Here is a 21,032-nt window from a genome sequence, read left to right as displayed (position 1 = left end):
TACGGCCGACTTCTGGCACCCCACAGGTGGCGGTGAGCCGCAGCCACCGGCCGGCGTTGGTGGACGGGTTGGCCGAGGTGGCGGACGTGGAGCTGGTGCCCATGGGGTCGGCCGGGGTCAAGGCGATGGCGGTGTACGCCGGGGAGGTTGATGCCTACGTGCACGCCGGTGGGCAGTACGAGTGGGACAGCGCGGCACCGGTTGCGGTGGCTTTGGCGGCCGGGGCGCAGGCGTCCCGAGTGGACGGTGGGCCGATGGTGTACGGCAACCGCGATCCTCTGATCCCGGATCTGGTGATCTGCCGACCGGAGTTGCGGGACCGGCTGCTGGGGGCGCTGGCGGAGCTGCGGGCACGCGGCGTTCCGGCGTGATGCCGTGCACATTCCTCCCCACGACATACCACGGCGGCCCCACCGGATGGATTTCCGGTGGGGCCGCCGTGATCGTTCATCGGGTTTCCAAGTCAGGAACCTTCAGGAGTGGTCGACGAAGCGCGCGGGAATCACCCCAGAGCCTTCGAGCGACCTACCGCGTACAGCTCGACAGCCCAGCTCTGATGATCGATGAACGCCTCCCAGAATTCCGGCCGAGCCCACTCCTTCGGCCCCAGGGTCAGGGACCCGTTCCAGTTACGGGTGATGGTCCACCCCTTCGGGATCTCATCCGACGACACCTCGAAGAGCCTTGAGTCGAAAAGGGCCGGAAGTTCCGAATCCGAGTACTCGATGCGGAACTTGTTGGCACCGTCGGCCTGCGCGAAGATCTCAAGCACCACGTACTCCGCTCCCTCCCGAAGGGAGGCCGCCCCCTGCGAAACCCGCCGTTCGAAGCCGTCGGAGCCCGTGAACCTGACCTTCATCCCGACTTCCTCCGGTTCATGACCACCTTGTAGTCGAAATCGTACATCACTTCCCCGGACCCGGGATTGTGGTAGAAGTGCACCTGGAACGGGCCGTACGGGCTCTGGTGCGTGGGCGTGGAGTACTTGCCCCACTCCGCCGCACCCCCACTTTGCGCGAACCTCACCTGCAGCGCCGTGTTCCCCATTTGTTCCCCGGCCATGACCTGAGGCGAATCCCCGAGGACTTCGGGCACCAGGGTGCCGTCGCCGGCGAAGAGGGAGTTGGCCGACTCCTCCCGCAACTGGTCCGCGAGCTTCTGCCCCTCAGCCGAGCCCGAGATGAAGTTGTCGTGCTCGTCATGCGTTCCACCATCGTGCGGGGTGACTCCGCACCCGTTGTTGTTGTGGACCAGGAGATCGTCCGCACCTGCCACCACATAGTAGGTGTGGACACCTTCGACGGTCAGGTCGTAGACCGGTTCGTAGTGCGTGTACCGGTCGACATCGGTGACCTGGGGCGAGGTGCCGTCGGCGGAGGTGAGGACCTGCCCCGGCCTGAGATCACTGATCTTGACGAAGCGGCCTTCGGCGTTCACCCAGACCGGGTGCCAGGAGGTCGCCTCCACACTGCCCGTGGTGCCGTCCTGGCCGGCCACGGTTAGGCGGGTCATGTCGCCTTCGTCGTCGTGGACGATGGTGGCGACGACCTCGCGGTCGGTGGTCTCACCCGTGGCCGGGTCGGTGGCCTTGACCCTGTCGCCGATCCCAACCTCGGAGATCGGCTTGGTCGAGCCGTCGGCCATCAGCACCAAGGTCGTGCCGACGAAGCTGTGCTTAACCGGGCAGCTCCCACCGCCTCCGGAGATGAGCTTCTGGAACTTCTCGGTGACGGCCCGGGTCGCCTGCTCGGCGATACCCTGCACGCGGCGCAGCACGCCCTGGGCCTTGCTGACGATCGAGGCCAGGCGATCAACGGCCTTGATGGCGTTCCAGCCGGCTTCGAGGATCTTGCCGACCTTGCCCCACGGCACCAGGCCCGCGACCATGCCGGCGCAACCCCAGATGTCCCCCTTGGTGAAGCAGTCGACAATGTCGTTCCAGCCCGAGATCTCCTTCAGGACGTCCCAGGCGACTTCCTTGATCACATCCCACTTGGTCTTGTGGGCATCGGCCAGGGCCCGCTCGTAGTCCTCCTTGCTGATGCCCTGACTGGCCATCGCCTTGGCGGTCTCGTCCGCAACGGCCTTGGTGTACTGCTGGACCGCGCGCTTGTAGTTCTGGGCGGCCTGCCTCTCGGCCCTGAACTGCGGCGACTTGTCGGTAGTGCCGGTTGCGTGCAGCCGCTTGTCGATCCCGCAGAACACGCCGTCGGGACCGCAGTCGCGGATCAGGCCGGTCGGGTCGCTGAACGTCACCGGGCTGTTGTTGGCGTAGGCGTAACCGTTGAGCTGCTGCGGATCATTGTTGTCGATCACCGGGTCGGCGGAGAGGAACCGGCCCGAGGCGTTGTCGTACAACCGCGCACCGACACTGGTCAGACCCGACTCGTCGTTGCGACCACCCACGAAGCCCAGGCGATCCGGCCACGCACCAGGCGTCGGACCGCGCTGGGCGCCATAGGGCGTCTGACGACGTTGGGTGACGGTGAGGTTGGCGTCCTTGGCGACGGTGATCTGGTTGGTGCCCTGGTGGTCCGGGATCAGCCACTTCAGGCCCGTCACGCTGTTGCGCACCGCCACGGTCTGGCCGCCGTGGGAGTACCAGCGGGTCCACGACGGGATGCTGGTGCCGGTTTCCAGGCGGATCTCCTGGCCGAACACGTACAACGTGGTCGCGGACGGCTCACGACTGATCAGCCGCGAGCCGTCGGCGTCGTAGAGGTACTTCGACTCCTTGCCGTCCGCGTTGACGATCCGGGACACCCGGCCCTCGGCGTCGTACTCCAAGGTTTGGGTGTCGCCACCGATCTTGCGCGTCTTGGTGCGGCCGGTGCTGTCGTAGTCGAACGTGTCCAGTGACGTCCCGTTGGGGCTCGTGGTGGTCACCGAGCGGGCGGTGTGCGGTTGTGCCGCCCCGGCGGCCGGGTAGGTGGTCGTCCGCACCGTGTCGCCGGCCGCCGCGTGCTGGGTCTCGGTCAGGCGGTTGCCGGTCTTGTCGAAGGTCCACGAGTGCCAGTACGGGGCCGGGCCGCCCAGGGCGGTGGCCGACCGGGTGGCGGTGCAGTCACCGGAACCCGGGGTCCATGCCTCGGTCATGCGCTGCAGGTGGTCGTAGGCGAAGCACTGGGTGTCTGGCACCCGGCTCCCGGGGGTGTCGGCGACCTTGGTGATGTTGCCGGCCGGGTCGTAGGTGTAGGTGCGGTCGGCCAGGCGGTTGTCGGTCGTGGTCTCGCGGCTGGCGATGGTGCGTTCCAGCCGGCGGGTGCCGAGTTCGTAGAAGTTGGTGACTTGGAGGTTCTTGGCCGCGTTCGGGGCGGCGTTGTCGTAGGTGAGCTCCAGGACTTCCCCGAAGCTGGAGTAGATGGTGCTGTCGACGTAAACCTGGTTTCCGACCGTCTTCTCCAGCACACCGTTCGTCGTGTTGTACGCCGAGGTGACGGCTTCTTTGGAGACGATCTCCCGATCTCCGGAGAAGACGGACATGTAGCCAGTGGTGGCCGGTTTGCCGGTGAGCGGGTGGTAGGTCTGCCGCACCTGGTACGTGGTGCCGAGCACGCCCTCGGTGGAGGGGATTGTGACCAGTTCGCCGGTCGGGCGTCCGGCGATGTCGTAGCCGTGGACCTGACGCTTGTATGCCTGCCCGTCCGTGAAGCGGGTGGAGGAGGTCAGCAGGCCGGTGCCGCCGGGCAGGGTGTCGTACTCCCAGGAGGAGAGCGTGGTGCCGGTGAGGGAGTCCTGGTGCTTGGCGGTCAGGCGGCCGAGCTTGTCGTAGGCGTTGGCGACCGTGCGGCCCTGGGCGTCGGTGCTGGACAGAACCTGACCTGCGGCGTTGTAGGTGACGCTGCTGTGGCCGGTGTCCGGGTCGTCGGTGGCGATCACGCGGCCGCGCAGGTCGTAGGTGTAGCGCCACTGGTTGCCCACCGGGTCGGTCAGGGTGGTGAGCAGGCCGGCGGCGTTGTAGGCGTACCTGGTCGCGTCGAACGGGCTGTCCACGCCGGCGGTGTGCTGGCGCTTCTCGACCGTGCGGCCCTGGGCGTCGCTGATGATCGTGGTGGCCGCGGCGCCCTGGGGCGGGGTGGTCTTGACGCGGTCGCCGCCGTAGGAGGTGGTGGTGCGCCACTGCTCGATCCCGAGCTTCTTGAAGATCGCCGCGGTCGGTCGCCCCATGCCGTCGTACTCGGTGACGGTCTGGCTGTGCACCTCGTTGTCCAGGCTGCCCGCCAGCGTGCCGTTGGGAGCCTCGGCGTTCCACCGCAGGCTGTTGGTCTTGTAGGGCAGGCCGCGGGAGTCGTAGAAGGTGTCGGTGACCAGTCGGCCGCCGCTGGCGCCCGGTGAGGGGGTCTGGGTCTGGCGTTCGCGCAGCAGGCCGTCGTAGAGCGTGTACGCCGCCAGGTAGCGGTTGTTGTCTTGGAGCTGCTTGGTGACGACGACGCTGGGCTTGTCGTTGTTGTACTGGTACTCGAATGCCGCGTTGGCGGTGTGTCCCTCGGCCTTGCTCCGCCCCGGCGTCCACGCGGCGGTCAGCCGGCCGAGTGGGTCGTAGGTGAGGTCGGCGCGGCGGTTGTTGGCGTCCACCGACGCGGTCGACAGGCCCCACGCCGGGTCGAGGTATTCGCGGGTGACGTGCCCGAGCGGGTTGGTGCTGGAGATCTCGGTCAGCGGGCCGGTGTCGGGGGTGTAGTCGGTGGTGGTCTTCTCACCCCGCGCATCCCACACGTCCAGGGGACGGCCGATCGCGTCGTAGGTGGCGCGCGAGGCGGTCACCCAGGTCTGGCCGGAGGCGTCCCACTTGTCGAGCACCTCGGCCTTGGTGATCAGACCGCGCGTCGGTGCGACACCGAATGCCTGGTCGTCGTAGTACGAGCGGGCCAACGACTGGATCGTGGTCGGCGACGCCGTCACCGCACAGGTACCCACCACCGTCTCCACCTGTGAGGCCAACGTGAGCAGCCAGGCGGTCTCGTTGCGGGCGAACGTCGAACGGGTGCAGGTCTCGTCCCCGGTCACCGCGAGATCGCCGTGATCCTCGGTACGCCGGGCCACCCCCTCGGGCGTGAAGTCGCCCTTGTCCACCCGCGTACGCCGCCACGCACCGCTCTCCAGCAGGGTCCGGCCGCGCACCGAGGCGTTCCCGGTCACGTACGCCTTGTTACCCGCCGCGTCCGTCGCGGTCGGGGTGTCGGGCAGGTACGGGTCGTTGACCGACGCCGACACCAGCCGGCCGGCGTTGTACTGCCGCGTCTCGCGCACGAACCCGCGCAACCGCTCCACATCCCGGACCGGCTCGCCCTCGGACGTGGTGATCCACGCCTCACGCGTGCCCGACGGGAGCCGGTCGCCGTCCATGCCCCGGCCGAAGACCGTCTCGGTGACCGACTGCGGACCCGACGGATCTCCCTTGGTCATGCGCACCGTGCCGTAGCCGCGCCACTGGGACCAGGTACGACGGTCGGGCTCGGCGAACTCGGCCTCGTCGAAATGCCACGCCGGGTCGCCCAGATAGGTGTAGTTGGTCTTGACCAGGCTCGACGCGCCGGTGCGGTCGTCGTCGACCACAGTCGTGACCACGTACTTGTGGAACCAGTGCAGCTCGGGCTCCCGACCACCGTCCGGAGTCCACCACGACGGATAGCACCGCAGCGCGTTCGACTCCGCCGCCGCGGGCATCCGCGAACCCGCCACGCAGTCCGCGCCGCTGTACTCGACCTGCGTGTGAGAACCCGCCTCACCGGTGATCCCCACGACCCGGTACCGAGTGATCGGCGGCCGGTTGTCACTGCCGGTGTCCACCCGGTTGGGCAACGCCTTGTGCGCGAACACCGTCGCCGGCAACGCCACACTGCCACCCACCAGACCCGTGTGGGTCACCTTGTGCAGGTTCAGCGCCGGCGCCAACCCGTCACCGGTGCCCAGGAACTGGTGCTCCAATGCCCAGGAGTCCACGTCCCGGAACCCGCTGCCACCGTCCGAGACCCGCGTGACCACCTTGGTCAGCTTCTTGCGGGTGAAGAACGACGGGGTCAGCCGGTTGGTGCACGACTCACCCGCGCCGCAGATCTGGTCGAACGGCACATCCGGCCACGACGCCGCCGTCGAAGCGTTGAGCTGCGACGGGTCGCAGGTGACCGTGCCGGAGGGCAGGCAGCGTTCGGCGGTCTCGAAACCGACCCGGGCACCGGGGTGGCCGAAGACGTTGTCACTGCGCAGGCCGTAGTCGATCCGGTCCAGCCAGCCGCCGCGCACGTAGTCGGTGCCCTTGGCCGGGTCGGCGTTGCGGCCGTAGCGGTTGAACTCGCGCTGGTAGTAGTACGTGGTGACGTTGCCGTGCGGATCGACCGAGTAGTCCAGGTTCCACCGGTACGCCTGCTGGCACCACGAGGCGTCGAACGCGGCCTGGTGGCACTCCTCACCGGCGTGGTTGCCGTATACCGGCACGGTCCACGCCGACTGCGTCTCCGGCCTGCCCTCCGACCACCCCGGCAACCGGTTGAGCCCCAGGAAGTACTGCGTGCCATCCGGCGTGGTGACCTTCCAGTGCTCACCGTTGTTGTCACCGTTGGCGGCGTTGAACAACCGCTCGATCCGCGCACCGTCATCGGACTCGGTCCGCCACTGGTTGCTCGTGCCGACGCGCACCAACTTGCCCGACACCCCGACCAGGCTGATCGTGGCGTTGTCGATGGCCCAGCACTGGTCACCGGTCTTGGTCTGACCGTTGTTGCCGCCCAGGTCCAACGAGCACGGCTTGTACTGCCGCTCGATAAACCCTGCGGGCGACAGGTCCCACCCGTCACCGGCCCACGACGCCTGGTTGTTCGTCGACGACGTCCGCCCGTCCAAACTCTGCGCCGAGTACCCCAACGACACCGACGGCGCCCCACCACCCACAGCAGGCGGCACCCGCATCGGGTAGCTGTAGGTGAAGTCACCCGACGAGCCGCCGGCGTTCCACGAGCCGGCCGGGGCCAGCGACGTCGCCGAATAGGAACCAGCCGGACCCGACGCTGCAGCCGTCGCCGCGAACACCACCGGCTCCGAACTCACCGTCACCGAAGCCGACAGCACACCCGCAGTCGTGTCGTTCGCCGCACCCTCCACCGACGTGGCGGCCTGGCACTCAGCCTTCTCCGGCGCGGTCGTCGCACACGACGGCAACCGCACCAGGCGCAGTCGGGACGCGTAGTCACCACCGAACGCCGACCCGAACGACGAGTAATCGAACACCACATCCAACGGCTTGTCCTTGACGCCCCCGGCGTCGGACACGCTGAACACCACCGCGTCGAACTTCCGCTCGTGCACCCGGACGCGCACCTTGCCCGACTTCGCCAGCCGCGCCCCCGCCTGGCCCCTCAACCCCACCGCGACCGGCGTCCCGGCAGCCCGCACCGGACGACCCGTCGCACGCGCCGCCGCCTGCGCGGGCGTACCACCGGCCGCCGCGAAGTCCACCTCGCCGACCATCGCCCGAGGCCACACCACACCCGCCGCCGGTGCCGTGACCACCGCACCAGCCGCCGGGTCCCGCGGGAGCTGCCTGACTTCCACCGGATAGGCCGGGGAGGACACCTCCTCCTGCAGCCCCACCCGCCAATCAGACTCGGCGGCAACGGCCACGGCTTGCGTGATCGACGTGGTCAGCACCACCACCACACCGAACGCGACGGCCTTCCTGGCCCACTCACGCGGGGAAACGCTCACAGCGCGACCTCTCGACATTCTCGTGGTGACGGTCAGAAGTGGAAGGTGGTGTTGCAGAGATCGAGGATGTCGTCGTCCGCCAGCAGACCCGAGTAGACGTGGACGTCGTCGAGGTCACCGGTCCACCGGTCGGTAGCAGCACCGGCGACCGTGGCCCGCCCGAACCGCAGACCGCCCGTCGTCGACCGGCTCGTAACACCGCTGCCGTCCGCCGTCGTGCCGGAGAACGTGCTCTGGCGGAAACCGTTCGCGAAGAGGGCGATGCGCCCGGTGGTCGCGTCGAAGGTCGCCACCAGGTGGACCCACTGGCCCGGCATCGCCTCGAAGTCGGACAACGCGACCGCCGCCACCGGACCGGACGCCGACTGGGACACCGAGAACTCCCACCGCGTTCCGTTGTAGCCCAGCGTGAACGGGGAGTACGCGCCATCCTGGCCACTGACCGCCACGCGCCGCACACCGGTGTCCCCACTGAGCTGCACCCACGCGCTGACCGTGTACGAGCGGGCCGAGGAGAACAACACTGGCTGCGGCGCGGCGACCTCCCCGGTGCCCGCCGAACCGAAGTTCAGCCACTTCTCCTCGGTCGGAGCCGCCGCGCTCGGGTACCCACCCCACAGCAGTTCGCCGGTCAACGAGGCGTTCTGGCCCGATACCCGGTCAACGGTCGTCGTGCCGGTCCGCTCGTCGAGTGTGTACCGGGCCCGCAGCACCGCCAGGTTGGCCTGCGTCGCGACCTCCTCGGCTGCCAGCACCCGGTCCCAGACCAGGGTGTGGTCGACCGAGCCCGGAAACCGGTTGACCCGCGCCCCGCCCCACTTCGCCGCACCCACGACGAACGCACCCGTCGCATTCCACGTCGCCACCGTCGCAGCACCCTGGTACCTGCCATCGACATAGAGCTTCAGACTGTCGCTGTCCGGGTCGTAAGTCCCCACCAGGTTGGTCCACACCCCCGTCTGCGGCACACTCGTCGACGACGCCCGCGCGGTCCCGGCGGTATTCGAATCCGCACCCGGCGCGGCCATCGTCCAGCGATTGACGTCCTGGCTGTACCCCAGGAAGAACGAACTGGCGCTGCCACCATCCTGACTCACCGCAGTGAAGTAGCCGTCCACGCGATCCAACTTCACCCACGTCGACACCGAGAACGCCCGAGAAGTGTCCACCACCGGACCCGACGAGACCGCCGCGCCACTGGAGAACGACAGACCGTTACCCGAGTACCCCGCGGCGAACGAGCCACCCGTCACCGTCAGGGGCTTGTTGCCCGCGCTGTCCTGCGCGACCGAGCCCCCGGTCTCGTCAAAGGTCCACCCGGCCTTCACATCGGCCGGCCCGGCGACGTCGAACACGTACACCGCGTTGGCCGCCGGCCGGTTGCCCGCCCGGTCGAACGCCGTCACGTACAACACGTTCGTCCCGACCTTCGTCGGCGTGATCGGCACCGTCACCGTGCCATCGGCCGACTGCACCGCCGCCGAGTGGGTGATGGCGGTGTCGTCGTTGAGCGACCACCCGTAACGACGCACGTCCATCGTCCCGCCCAACCCGGTCAGCACGCCGGGGTTGAACGTGAACGTGCCGGTCCGCCCCACACTGCCGTGCGGACCATCAACAGCCAGATAGTCTGACGAGGACACCACCGGCGCACTCGGGGCGACGCTGTCCACCTCGAACTCGCAGTCCACCGTGCCGGTGAACAACCCGTGGTCACTGCCCCACACCCGCCACGTGAACAACCCGTCATGGGTGATCCGGCCCGACGGCACCGTCACCTCGGCGAACGACCCCGCCGGAATCCCGTTGGTGTAGTGGTCGGTGTAGCCAGCCGACAGGTTCGGCGCCACCCCGTCGAACACCCGGAACATCGCATCCATGATCCCGCCGTCCGGATCGTTCATCCGCGCCCGCAACCGCGGCGTCCGCGTGAACACCGCCGACCGCCCCACACCCGTCACACACGGGATCGCATCCGACCCACCCGGACCCCAGCCCTCCATGCCCAATGCGGTGGGCATGAACGGCCAACTGTTGTAGACGACCTCCAGGTACGGGTTCAAGTCGAACCGCCGCCACGAGGTGTCCAGCTCCCCCTCGTTCTTGGCCTGCAACAGAAACGTCGTCCAGTTCCAGCCCTCGTTGGACGCCTGCCGCACCGCGCGGGTCGCGTCGAAGTCCGCCCCACTGGGCCCCGGGCAGTAGGTCGGGTTGTTGGCCACGTTGCTCTCCGAGAGCAGGTAGTACCAGCCCGGCTGGTTGGCCCACGTGGTGTTGCCGTCGATGTTCGGGCTCAGGTACAGCTGCGTCGCCGACGGCGAACACGAGTAGGTGCCGACCACCGTGGTGCGCAGCGTCGCCTGATCGATGTACTTGCCCACGATCGGCGCGGTGTGCATCTGCAGATAGGTCCTGGACCGGCCGTTGCGGCCGGCGTTCAGCGACGCCGCGTTGAGGAAACCCGCCTTCAGGTCACCCAACGCGCCATCGGTGCGGTCGAAGTTGCGGGCGTCGGGCCACGGCTCCTGCACCACCACGTGGTGCACCTTGCCGCAGTTGGGGCAGTAGTACCCGGGGTCGATCAGCACCGGGTAGGTGGTGTCCCGCGCGGCCAGGAACTCCCGGTCCGGCAGCACCGCCACCGTGTCCGCGCCGACCTCCACGTCCATCTCCGCCCGGCGGTCCCCCTCGGCCGGGCCCTCGGTGTGGTTGTCCGGGCTGCCGCCGGAGGAGTCCCACATCGACGAGGCGTCACCGGACAGCACCGGCGTCCCCGCCGCGTCCTTGACCACCAAAGCGCCGCTCTCGTCCGACCGCTCCTCCACCCGCACCCCCTCGGCGTGCGTGCGGAACGCGATCCGCTCCAACTCCTCGCTCTGCCCCGCCTGCGGCGTCTTGACCACCAACACCTCGCTGAACCCGCCGAGCGTGGCCTCGACCTTCAGGTCCACGCCCGGCAGCACCTCCGGGTAGGTCAACGACGCCCCGTCCACCACCGCCGGAGGCAGATCCTCGCCCCAGCCCAGACCCACCGCGTGCCCATCACGCGCCACCCGCGCCACCGCGTCGTCGGCCGACCCCACGCCACCCGGCGAGAACACCACGTCCACCGGAGCCGCCTTCGGCCCGAACATCCCGTCCGCCCGACGCTCCAACGCCAAATCCACCGGCACCCACCCGCCATCACGCCGCACCCGCACCGGCTGCAGGTGCTGCGTGAAGGTGAACGAACCATCCGGATTGGCCCTCAGCTCATCGGTCTCCGTGGTCGCCGACTCCACCACCACCGACTCACCACGCGCCTGTGCATACCGCGACGCCGTCGCCTCGTCCGCCTCCACCCCCGGCGTCTCGGCCACCGCCTGCTGCGGCACCACCACACCAAGCGCCACGGAGGCCACCAGCCCCAGGGCGAAAGCGCGCAGGGGTGACCCCGCGCGCGCACGCGCGCGTCCCATGAAAGAGAAATCCCCCCGTCACCGCGCCCAGCGCGGCTTTGTGCCTGGTCCCCCGACCCAAGGAGGAAGCATGATGGTTCAACCACCCCGGCGCAGCAGCCAAACGGCCTAACACCGTTAGGGAGGCTCTGTGATCAGAGCCTCACAACCTGTATCGCTCGACGATCATCATCACAGGTCACATCGCGACACCGATGACCTGTCCAAACCCACCCTGGGCGAGCCCGAGCGGGCGCGTCCCGGTCGGACTGGGCCACCAAACTCAAGCTGCCCACCGCCGACCCGGACCCGGTGCCACGCTCCGTGCTCACGCTCAAGGGCCTCGTCCACCTCGACACAGGGCGCCATCACGGCCACCACCACGCAGCCCCCAAGGCCCGAACGGCATCCACACGAGCACAGCGATACCGGTGCTTTGTGGGTTCCGGGGGCGGATGGCCGAGGGGGACCGGGCGGGCCGCTTGTTGGCGGTGATGGTGGACAGGCTGGCCGCGGCCGGTCTGGTCAAGGCCAGGGGGCGGCAGCGTACCGATTCCACGCACGTGCTGGCCGCGGTGCGGGCGTTGTCACGGTTGGAGCTGGTCGGGGAGACGCTGCGGGCGGCACTGGAGGAACTGGCGGCCGTCGACCCGGACTGGCTGGGCGGCATCGTGGCCCCGGAGTGGGCCCGGCGCTACGGTCGTCCGGTCCGCTACGACCGGCTGCCCCAGGGCGCCGATGCCCGGCAGGCCTACGCCCTGACGGTGGGCGCGGACGGGATGAGCGTGCTGCGGGCCCTGGCCGACCCGGCCACCCCGCAACGGTTACGCCGGGGTGGACAGGTCGACATCCTGCGGCGGGTCTGGGTCCGGCAGTACTGGTACGACAGCACCGGCGAATTGCGGTGGAGGGAGCCGAAACAGACCAAGGACCGCAACAGCAGATGCGGTGTGCCGCGCCGGTCGACCTCCACACCCTCGGCCTCGGGAAGCCCCGACCCGGAGTCGGCGCAGGTACCATGGTCGGGAATGGAGATCGTGTCCCCCTATGATCCCGAGGCGCATTTCAGCCACAAGCCGGGCAAGGCGAAGTGGATCGGCTACAAGGATCATCAGACCGAAACCTGCGACGATCTCATGCCGCGTGTCATCGTGCACGTGCTGACCACCCCCGCCCCAGAGCAGGACGTCGACGCCCTGGACCGCGTGCACACCGCGCTGAAAGGACAGGGCATGCTGCCCGCGGAGCACCTGGTCGACACCGGTTACCTGACCCCACGGGGCATCCACCGGGCCACGACCGTCCACGGGGTCACGATGGTCGGTCCGGTCCGTGAGGACTCCCGGGCCGGTGAACGGCCCGGCTTCGCCAAGGACGACTTCAGCATCGACTGGGAGGCCATGACGGCCACGTGTCCACAGGGGATCGTGAGTCCGCCCTGGAAGCCGACTCTCGCCGATCGGCATCCCACCATATCCGTCCTGTTCAGACGATCGGCCTGTCGGAAGTGCGCTGTGCGCAAGCGCTGCACCGGCAACGCCGACGACAGAGGACGACACCTTCTCCTGCTGCCCCGACCTCTGCAGGAGATCCAGACCCGCGCCAGAGCAGAGCAGAAGACCCCGGAGTGGAAAGCGAAGTACGCGATGCGGGCCGGATGCGAGGCCACCGTCTCCGAGACCGTCCGCGCCCACGGGCTACGGCACTGCCGCTACCGCGGCCTGGCCACGACCCACATGCAGCACGTCCTCACCGCCGCCGGAACCAACATCATCCGACTCAGCCAGCAGTCGACAACCGATCGACCACCTCGACCACCGGAGCACTTCCAGCAACTCTGCCAGACCCTGGCGGCAACCGCGGCCTAAAGATCACCAGCAGCATCCCGACTACGGGCCAGAGCCGACAACTGGATAGACCCCCTCCACGCGGCGCTGGCCACATCGGCCGAGCCGGTAACAATCGCCACCACCCCCACGACGACGCCCACCACGACACGACCCAGCCGGCCGACCGGCACGCGTGCACGGACGTAACCGGCACGCAGGCTCGCGGCGGCCCGGTCACCACGCCGACGAAGCTCTGCGGTGACCGGACCGAACGGCCCGATCACGCTCCCGCACGCACCCGCCGTCCGCCGAGGTGGCCATGCCGAACACCGCCAGCCTCAAGCACCTCCTCGAGCACCAGCAGCCGACACGCCTCAGACGCACACGGTGCGCGGTAACCCTGTCAGCGGCTACCACGGCCAGGCCGCCGACAGGGCCAGGGGCGCGGTGGCCGAGGAGCCCACCGGGACGCCGTGGTCGGTCACCCGCCGATCAGGGTATTAAACAGCGCCGCAGCGCCGGCCGTCCCGGCCGAGCCGGTCACGATCGCCAGGCCCGGGTGCTGCCCCGCCCAGGTCAGCAGCAACACCGCGCCGACCCCGCACAGCACGGCCAGCAGCAGGATTACCGCGGCGCGCTGGGACAGCAGCGGGCCGCCATGGTGGTTGCCGGGTTCCCGACGCCCGTCGCGGTCGCCGCGGCGGGGTTCGTCGTCCCAGGTCGGATCGGGAGTCGGGGTGGCCATGCGCTCGTCCCGTCGGTCGTGGTGGTCCGGGGCCGCCCCGGCTGACACCGGGGGTGTAGGTCGCCGGGCCCGGCCGCGCCTACGCCGCGGCACGCGTGACGAAGATCGGCAAAAAAGTTCCGCCGCGCCCGTAGGGTCGTCGCCCCGGGCCGACATACGAGAAGCCGTGTCCTGGTCATTGAAGGAGACGGGTCGTCGTGACGGGGCGCGGAAGAGCTGACGGGTGGCGAGGATGGGCGGCGAGCGGAGCGAAGCGTGCGAGGCGCCTCGACCTGCGCACTTACAACCCGAAGTGGGTAGCCCGCCGCGTGGCGACGCCCCGGTCACGCCCGCTGTCCGCTGGCAGGTCCACGACCCGTCGCGGGCCTTGCTCGACGACCCGCACCTCACCGGCTCCGAACGGGCCGAACTGGTCGAGGCGCTGGAGCGGGCGGCCCGGCACCTCGCCGACGGCCGGCTCTACGCGCGGATCGCCGCGCAGGGGTTCACCGGGTTCGCCTACGACGCGCTCGCGTTCAACCTCACCGCCTACGCCCTGCCGGTGATGCTGGCGTGGTTACGCCGCGGCCGGATCTTCGCCGAGTGCGCAGCCAAAGGGCGCGGCCTGCCGTACGGGGACCGGGGGCGCGAACGGCTGGCCCGCTCCCGCGACGACCGCCTGGAACTGGCCGGCGAGACGATCGCCAAGGCGCTGAACCTCTTCCGCAAGTTGGCGGTGGCCGGCCGCGGCTGGTCGGCCGATGGCGGCACCGCGCTGACCACCTACTTCGTCGGCACGTGTGTGCAGGTCTTCCCCAACGTGTGGCGCCACTGGATCAAGGAGCAGGGCTGGACCGAGGAGCAGGGCGCCGACCTGCTGATGGACGACCTGGGCACACTGATGGACACCACCGACCGGCACCTGGACACCCATACCGACCCGGCCGAGATCGCCGCCTCCCGGGACGTCGTCCGCACCGCTCTGGACGCCATGCCCGGCCCCGTCCGCGAGGTCGCCGAACTGCTGATCCTGCACGGTTGGAAACTCCCCGAGGTCGCCGCCTACCTGGGCACCAGCCCCGGGGCCGTCGAGCAGCGCCTGCGCCGCTACCGCAGGCAACTGGCCAGAAAACTCGGACAGGACGCCGCGGGCAGCTTCCCGACTTCCCGCGCCATAATCGGAAGCGGGGACAGATGAGCACCACACCGACCCCCGACACCGGCCGCGTCAAGAAGCTGTTCGAGGAGAACGACGCCCGTCGCACCCTCGAACACGCCGCCTGGCTGGCCGACGCGTTCGCCCACCTCACCTCCACGCAGAGCGCCGACCGTGTTGCGAGTCTGCTCGAAAAGATCGCCTCCGACAGCGCTGCGGACCCGCGCCACCGCCTGGCCGCGGTCCGCGCCACGGACCACGACCGCACGGAGCACCGCCTCATTGTGGACCTGCTCTCGACGATCATCACCGACCCGGCCGTGCCTCCCAGCGGCCGCGAGGCCGCTGCTGCGGCCCTTGCCGTTTTCGACCCGGTGGCCAGCGCGGCGGCTCGGGGCGCGGCCATTCTCGAAGGAGCGGACCGCACGTCCAACGTGCCCCCCACCTGGTTCCTTTCCGCTTTGGTTCCGCAGGACGACGACACGGCCGACGCATACCGGCGGAAGGCCGAGGCAGCCCTGGACCAGGCTCGTGCGGAACTGACCGCGGCCCTGCTGAAGCAGCCCTCCCGGCACGCCGCCGACGACTGGGCACCCGCCACTGAGACGGACACCACCGCCATGACCGCCCTAGTCGACCTGCTCGTGGACTTCGAGCTGTCCTCACTGGGCACCCCCCTTGCCCGCACCGCCCGACGACGCACCCCACCCGCCACCGTCGGGCGGATCCTGGCTCGCAGCCAGGGCAAGACCGACACAGCCGACACTGACCGCCCCACCAGCCGCCTCGCCGACGACCTCGCACTCGTGGCGGAGCTCAAGCACCTCGCGAGAGGCCGCGGACTACAAGACCCCCACCGCCAGGTCGGGCCGATGCTGTCCAGGCTGGCCGGGCTACGCCCCGGCGACAACACAGCCTCCGACACCAGAAAGCTCGCCCACCTGCTCACCAGCGTGCTCGACCACCTCCCCCACAACCTCGCCACCACATTCGCCACCATCGTGAACCTGCGCACCGACCTGGGCCACGAGACCATGCCGCAGCGGATCGACCTGCTCGCCAAGCTATCCGGCGTCAACCGACGCCTCATCCTGCGCCGCTGGGACAGGGCCGCCCGCCTCGCGGCCGAGCTACTCCTCCCGTACCCGCAGACCACCCTGCCCGACAAACCGGACACCGAACCGGCCGCCGCCAGGCCCCGCCCACCACGGCGAGCAAATGAAACACGGCGGTCGGGCACGACAGGGTGACCACTCCGGCACCGACACCGCGCCCACCGACACCGCGGCAAGCAGCACCTCCTCGACCGCCAGCCGCGGGTCGACACCTGGGTGCGACCGAGCACCATGGCCGCCGAGAACACCCCCAACCGCTACGACGTCGACCACCAGGGCAGCCGCGGTAAACACGGTGGCGTAGGCGCGCGGTCGAGACGGCGACGGGCAGGTGTGCCGCTCGAAAAATCATCGTCGCAGGTCACTCGGCCATGGCAGCGTTCCGGGTGACCACCAGAGAACTGGTGCGGTTGCTGTGCGAGCGCGAGGGCCTGCGTCGTAGACGCGTCAGAGCCGATGGTGCTGCGCTCGCTGGCCGTGGACTGGCAGATCACCTCCGCCAGTCAGCAGGAGACCGCCACTGCGGTCGTCCGGCCATATGAGGGCGCGCCGATTCTGCTGAAACTGCACTGCGGCACCGACAACCTGTCCGAGGCCGCCCTCGGCGGGCCCGAGCGGCGGACCCGCGCCAGCTCGCACCGGTCGGACTGGACCGCCACACTCAAACTGCCCACCATCGAACCCGACCTGGTGCCGCGCTCGGCCCTGACCCTCAAGGGCCTGGTCCACCACGACAACGGCGCGATCATGGCCGCCGCCACCATCTCCCCGCCCGAGGAAGTGGGCGGCATCTGCAACGGGGACTACCGGTACTGCTGGCTGCGCGACGCCGCGCCGTGAAACCTCGACTGACTCCAAGAAGCACCTCGAACGGCAACTCCCAAGCAGAGCGGTAGAGTCATACAGCACACCGCAAGTCGCCTTCAGTCAAGCCCGAAGATGCGACCACTTGACCAACCGATATGTTGCAGACTCAACCCCCAGAATTGCCCAAATAATGCTCTGAGCTGCGGAAACACTAAATCGGCAGGTGGTGACGATGCAGTTGAACGCACTTCATCGCAGTCCACTCCAGTTCATCCTCCTTGAATCCTCCTAATCGCCTCCCATCTTCCTCCCACCGCAGGCCGATGTCGACCGCAACAGCCGTCGAACACATGTGCGCTCGTCACATGATCAGACTTCACCGGGATTGAATACTTCGGCGGTACTGCCATACCCGTCGCGTCGCTCACAGATGGCATGACCACACTTTCCTGGGCCCACGGCATCGGCGTACGCGCTGCGCAACCCTGTGCCTGCCGATAACCTCATCCACGCAGGCAGAGGGCCCATGAAGCCCCGGTCCTCGAAGCGCTCACTGGGCATGACTCCCGTCCGCTGCGGCATCGACCAACACGGCATGATGACCGGCTGCGCTGCTCCGACTGGCCTACCTCGGCGTGACCAACGCCTTCGTGTCGCTGCGCCTGCTGCCCATGAGCGACCGGGACAAGGACACGGAAATCCTGGCGCTGCGCCACCAGATCATGGTCCTGCAACGCCAACTCGGAGACGCCCGTCCACGGTCCTCCCCCGCCGACCGGGCATTCCTCGCCGCCCTGCTGCACCGACTCCCGATGCTAGCGCTTCGTCGACTCCGACTGCCGGTACGTCCGGACACGGTGCTGCGCTGGCACCGAGACCTTCTCGCCCGCCGCCACGCAGCCAGATCCCGCCCCAAGCGGCCCGGCCGACCACGGACCATCCGCTCGATCCGCCTCCTGGTGCTGCGCCTGGCACGGGAGAACCCCATCTGGGGCTACCGTCGCATCCACGGCGAACTGCTCGTACTCGGCGTCAAGGTCGCCGCATCCACCGTCTGGCAGATCCTCAAAGAAGCCGGGGTCGACCCGGCACCCGAACGCACCACGACAACATGGCCGGCCTTCCTCCGCTCCCAGGCCGACACACTCCTGGCCTGCGACTTCTTCGAGACCACCACCCTAAACGGCACCCGCCTCTACGTGCTCGCGGTCATCGAGCACGTCAACCGCCGGATCCGCGTCCTCGGCGCCACCGCACACCCCACCGCAGCCTGGGTCACTCAAGCCGCCAGGAACCTCGCTATGGATCTCGAAGGCGAGGGCCGACACATGCGGTTCCTGATCCGCGACCGCGACGGCAAGTTCCCCACCCTATTCGACGACATCCTCGCCGATATCGGCATCCAGGTCGTCCTCAGCGGCGTCCAGATACCGCGCATGAACGCGATCATGGAACGCTGGATCCAGGCGTGCCGCCGCGAACTACTCGACCGCACCCTCATCTGGAACCAACAGCACCTGCTGTACGCCCTGCGCGAGTACGAGCAGTTCTACAACGCCCACCGACCCCACCAAGGCATCGACAACGCCCGACCACTACAACCGCTGCCACCGCCAGCCACCGACCGGGCAGCTGTCACCCGACTCGACATCCATCGACGACAACGACTCCGCGGCATCCTCAGCCCTCGGTCACCGCGACAGGTGACGTGGAGTCGGAGTTGCAGTTGTACACCCCGGCGCAGGCGGCGGAGCTGTTGGCGGTGCGGGAGTCGTGGCTGCGCCGCAGGGCGGGCAGGCGGCAGGTGCCGTGCACGTTCCTGGGCAAGCACCTGCGGTTCTCCGCAGCCGATCTGCGCGTCATCGCCGCCCAAGGCGCCCGTGCCGTTCGCACACCGCGCCATCGCCCGGCTCGATGACCGGCCGACCAAGCCCGAGAACACACCGGGCGCCTGAAGTACCCAGCGGGAGCCGGTCGTCTCCGGATAGCTCTCGCCGGGGCTGACCACATACGGGTTGACATCCGTCCTGTGTGGAGCGTCCATATCCACTGTCCCAAGCAGTAAACACAGCAACGATGACCGGCAGAGGAGTTCGACATGGCATGGGTGGAAAAGCACGGCCCCGGATGGCGCGTCCGCTACCGCACACCCGACGGGGCATTGGCCTCCGAGACCGGCTTCACCGACCGCACCGCCGCCGACGACCGGGCCCGCGACGTCGAGTCCGATCTACGGCGCGGGACTTTCGTCGCCCCGTCGTTGGGCGGGATCGCGCTGCGGGAGTGGGTGGAGACCTGGAACGAAGCCCACGACGTGAGCCCGACCACGCGCGCGAAGTACGACTCGCACCTGCGCAACCACGTGCTCCCGAAGTTCGGCGACACCCCGCTCAAGGAGATCAGCCGCATGACCGTCAAGGGCTGGGTCAAGACCCTGCGGCGGTCGCTGGCCGAGCGGACCGTGGGCGACGTGGTGACGTTGTTGTCGATGCTGCTCGGCGACGCCGTGGACGAGGGCCTGATCGGCGCCAATCCCTGCCGACGACTACGCCTGGACACCGGCGACCACGAGGAGTAACCTCACGCTTCACCGTGGCAGGTGCGCACCATCGTCCAGCGCTGCCACCCCGCCATGGCCGTGTTGGTCGTCACAGCGGCATACACCGGCCTGCGTTGGGGCGAGCTGGCCGGGCTGCGCTGGAACCGCGTCGACCTGACCCGCGGCGTCATCACCATCGCCCCCGGCGACGGGGCCTTGCACGAGATCGGCGGTCACCTACGGCTCGGCCCGCCCAAGACCAAGGCCAGCGCCCGCACCGTCCACCTGCCGCCGTTCCTAACCGAACTCCTCACCACCCACCGGTCGGACCAGAACGACCACTTCCACGAACACGTCTTCACCGGTGTTGAGGGCGGCCTGCTGCGCCGCACCAACTTCCGACGCCGCGTCTGGCTGCCCGCCGTCGGCGGCGACCCGCGCCGTGGCTGGGCACCGGTCCTACCGGGCCTGCACTTCCATGACCTACGTCACACTCACAAAACTTGGCTCATCGAAGACGGCGTTCCGGAGGTTCTCCAGCACAAGCGACTGGGCCACCGGATGCCGGGCATCCGGGGAACCTACTCCCATGTGACCCACATCATGGTCGATGCCATGCTGGACGGTCTCCAGCGCCGGTGGGAGCAATCAGTGGTTACCTCCACCCCGGAGCAGGGGGTGACCACATACGGTGGTGTTGATCACACCAAGATCGTTTGCTCCCAATTTGCTCCCACGACAGCGGAACGGCCCGCTGGTGAAGATCACCGGCGGGCCGTCTGACCTGCATGTATTCCTGGTGGACGATACTGGGATTGAACCAGTGACCCCTACCGTGTCAAGGTAGTGCTCTCCCGCTGAGCTAATCGTCCGAGGCGGAGACGGGAATCGAACCCGTGTACAGGGCTTTGCAGGCCCTTGCCTAAGCCACTCGGCCACTCCGCCAAGATCCCCTGAAGGCTAGCACTCAGGAGCCTGGGCCTGAGCCCAAGGGGCCTCTGCCGAGCGGATGACGAGACTCGAACTCGCGACCCTCACCTTGGCAAGGTGATGCGCTACCAACTGCGCTACATCCGCATGCTCCGTGGATTTCAGGGAACTTTTCCCTTTTGGGGCTTGTCGTTCCTGTCTTCCCCGGTGCGAGAGGAACTTTATTACATGCCCCGCCGCGGAATCAAATCGGGGGTCCCCTTGACCCTCCGCAGGGCTTCTACCTGCACTTTTACGTCAGGTCGGTGGAGATCAGGTGGGTCAGGGCCTCGTCGACGTCGACCCACAGGTGCTCGTTGCCGGGCACGACCACGTCGTAGGTGCGGTCGAGGAAGTCGGCGAGCTCCTGGGCGGACGCCTCGAACATGGCGTGGCCGGAGGGCGAGCTGAGTTCGATCACGACGACCTCGGGGTCGTCGGCGGCCGGGCGGATCCTGACGTCCCCGTCGCCCGCGTCGGCGATCAGGCCGTCGGCGAGGAGGTCGCGGGCGAAGACCCACTCGACCCAGCCGGCGCGGCCGGTGCGGAACGCGGCCACCACCGCGTAGGGGTCTTTCGTGTCGTACCGAAGCTCCACCTGGACCGGAACGGCCGGAGTCCGCGGTGCCAGCAGGTCGAAGACCGCTGTTGAGCGGAGTGTCACGTGGTCATTGCGCATCGTCGTTAACCTCTTCTCCCTTCCCGGTTCAATGGAACGACCGAGGTGTCCCGTTGTGACGGCTATGTGGCGAGGA

General features: G+C 68.6%; 13 protein-coding genes and 3 tRNA genes. 8 read left to right on the top strand and 8 right to left on the bottom strand.

The genetic code is table 11. The features are described from left to right. Nucleotides 1-32: 32 nt before the first annotated feature. Entirely contained in the window at nt 33-371 is a 339-nt protein-coding gene (locus EKG83_RS47730) for an inositol monophosphatase family protein (protein ID WP_322746670.1), read from the top strand. Nucleotides 372-502: 131 nt separating this feature from the next. Here EKG83_RS47730 and EKG83_RS14705 read toward each other — a convergent pair whose 3' ends face one another. The 3 genes from EKG83_RS14705 to EKG83_RS14695 are packed head-to-tail and all read right to left on the bottom strand — an operon-like array spanning nt 503 to nt 11,093. After that, complete coding sequence (locus EKG83_RS14705) at nt 503-859, bottom strand: hypothetical protein (protein WP_033435340.1); 357 nt, start codon at nt 857-859, stop codon at nt 503-505. Next, nucleotides 856-7,701: an RHS repeat-associated core domain-containing protein gene (locus EKG83_RS14700; protein ID WP_153278100.1), complete on the bottom strand. Its 6,846-nt coding sequence runs from the start codon at nt 7,699-7,701 to the stop codon at nt 856-858. Before EKG83_RS14700 ends, EKG83_RS14705 begins: the two co-directional genes overlap by 4 nt. Nucleotides 7,702-7,733: 32 nt before the next feature. Then, a complete protein-coding gene (locus EKG83_RS14695) occupies nt 7,734-11,093 on the bottom strand; it encodes a LamG-like jellyroll fold domain-containing protein (RefSeq protein ID WP_153278099.1) in 3,360 nt (1,119 codons plus the stop codon). A gap of 500 nt (nt 11,094-11,593) precedes the next feature. On the opposite strand from EKG83_RS14695, the gene EKG83_RS14690 reads away from it, so the two are divergent. Beyond that, nucleotides 11,594-13,006 carry a transposase gene (locus EKG83_RS14690; protein ID WP_157591564.1) on the top strand — a complete coding sequence of 471 codons (1,413 nt, stop codon included), beginning with the start codon at nt 11,594-11,596 and terminating at the stop codon, nt 13,004-13,006. A 442-nt stretch (nt 13,007-13,448) separates the two neighbouring features. On the opposite strand, the gene EKG83_RS14685 is transcribed toward EKG83_RS14690, so the two are convergent. Then, nucleotides 13,449-13,712, bottom strand: coding sequence for a hypothetical protein (locus EKG83_RS14685; RefSeq protein ID WP_033435342.1), 264 nt, complete (start codon nt 13,710-13,712; stop codon nt 13,449-13,451). A 292-nt stretch (nt 13,713-14,004) separates the two neighbouring features. On the opposite strand from EKG83_RS14685, the gene EKG83_RS14680 reads away from it, so the two are divergent. The 6 genes from EKG83_RS14680 to EKG83_RS47720 all read left to right on the top strand — a co-directional run bounded on the left by EKG83_RS14680 (nt 14,005) and on the right by EKG83_RS47720 (nt 20,091). Beyond that, a complete protein-coding gene (locus tag EKG83_RS14680) occupies nt 14,005-14,889 on the top strand; it encodes a sigma-70 family RNA polymerase sigma factor (protein WP_170191968.1) in 885 nt (294 codons plus the stop codon). Next, complete coding sequence (locus EKG83_RS14675; protein WP_033435343.1) at nt 14,886-16,097, top strand: hypothetical protein; 1,212 nt, start codon at nt 14,886-14,888, stop codon at nt 16,095-16,097. Before EKG83_RS14680 ends, EKG83_RS14675 begins: the two co-directional genes overlap by 4 nt. Before the next feature lie 342 nt (nt 16,098-16,439). Continuing rightward, the gene (locus EKG83_RS14670; RefSeq protein ID WP_265590335.1) at nt 16,440-16,802 is read left to right on the top strand and encodes a trehalase-like domain-containing protein; all 363 of its coding nucleotides are present in this window, start codon (nt 16,440-16,442) and stop codon (nt 16,800-16,802) included. Between the two features lie 602 nt (nt 16,803-17,404). Then, nucleotides 17,405-18,724 carry an integrase core domain-containing protein gene (locus tag EKG83_RS14665; RefSeq protein ID WP_228122619.1) on the top strand — a complete coding sequence of 440 codons (1,320 nt, stop codon included), beginning with the start codon at nt 17,405-17,407 and terminating at the stop codon, nt 18,722-18,724. Nucleotides 18,725-18,867: 143 nt separating this feature from the next. Next, nucleotides 18,868-19,347 carry an N-terminal phage integrase SAM-like domain-containing protein gene (locus tag EKG83_RS47725; protein WP_211269297.1) on the top strand — a complete coding sequence of 160 codons (480 nt, stop codon included), beginning with the start codon at nt 18,868-18,870 and terminating at the stop codon, nt 19,345-19,347. A 21-nt stretch (nt 19,348-19,368) separates the two neighbouring features. Beyond that, complete coding sequence (locus EKG83_RS47720) at nt 19,369-20,091, top strand: site-specific integrase (RefSeq protein WP_063741536.1); 723 nt, start codon at nt 19,369-19,371, stop codon at nt 20,089-20,091. Between the two features lie 14 nt (nt 20,092-20,105). Here the strand turns inward: EKG83_RS47720 and EKG83_RS14655 are convergent. From EKG83_RS14655 to EKG83_RS14640, 4 genes are all read right to left on the bottom strand, one after another. Next, nucleotides 20,106-20,180: transfer RNA gene (locus EKG83_RS14655), tRNA-Val, on the bottom strand. A 1-nt stretch (nt 20,181) separates the two neighbouring features. Further along, a tRNA-Cys gene (locus tag EKG83_RS14650) sits at nt 20,182-20,253 on the bottom strand. Between the two features lie 59 nt (nt 20,254-20,312). Beyond that, nucleotides 20,313-20,385, bottom strand: a tRNA-Gly gene (locus EKG83_RS14645). Between the two features lie 145 nt (nt 20,386-20,530). Then, nucleotides 20,531-20,956, bottom strand: a complete 426-nt coding sequence (locus EKG83_RS14640) for an SsgA family sporulation/cell division regulator (protein ID WP_033435346.1) — start codon at nt 20,954-20,956, stop codon at nt 20,531-20,533. Nucleotides 20,957-21,032: the final 76 nt, after the last annotated feature.

It is taken from the genome of Saccharothrix syringae, assembly GCF_009498035.1.
Classification (GTDB): Bacteria; Actinomycetota; Actinomycetes; order Mycobacteriales; family Pseudonocardiaceae; genus Actinosynnema; species Actinosynnema syringae.
The sequence above is the reverse complement of the archived record's forward strand: the minus strand, read 5'-3'. Positions and strand labels throughout refer to the sequence as shown.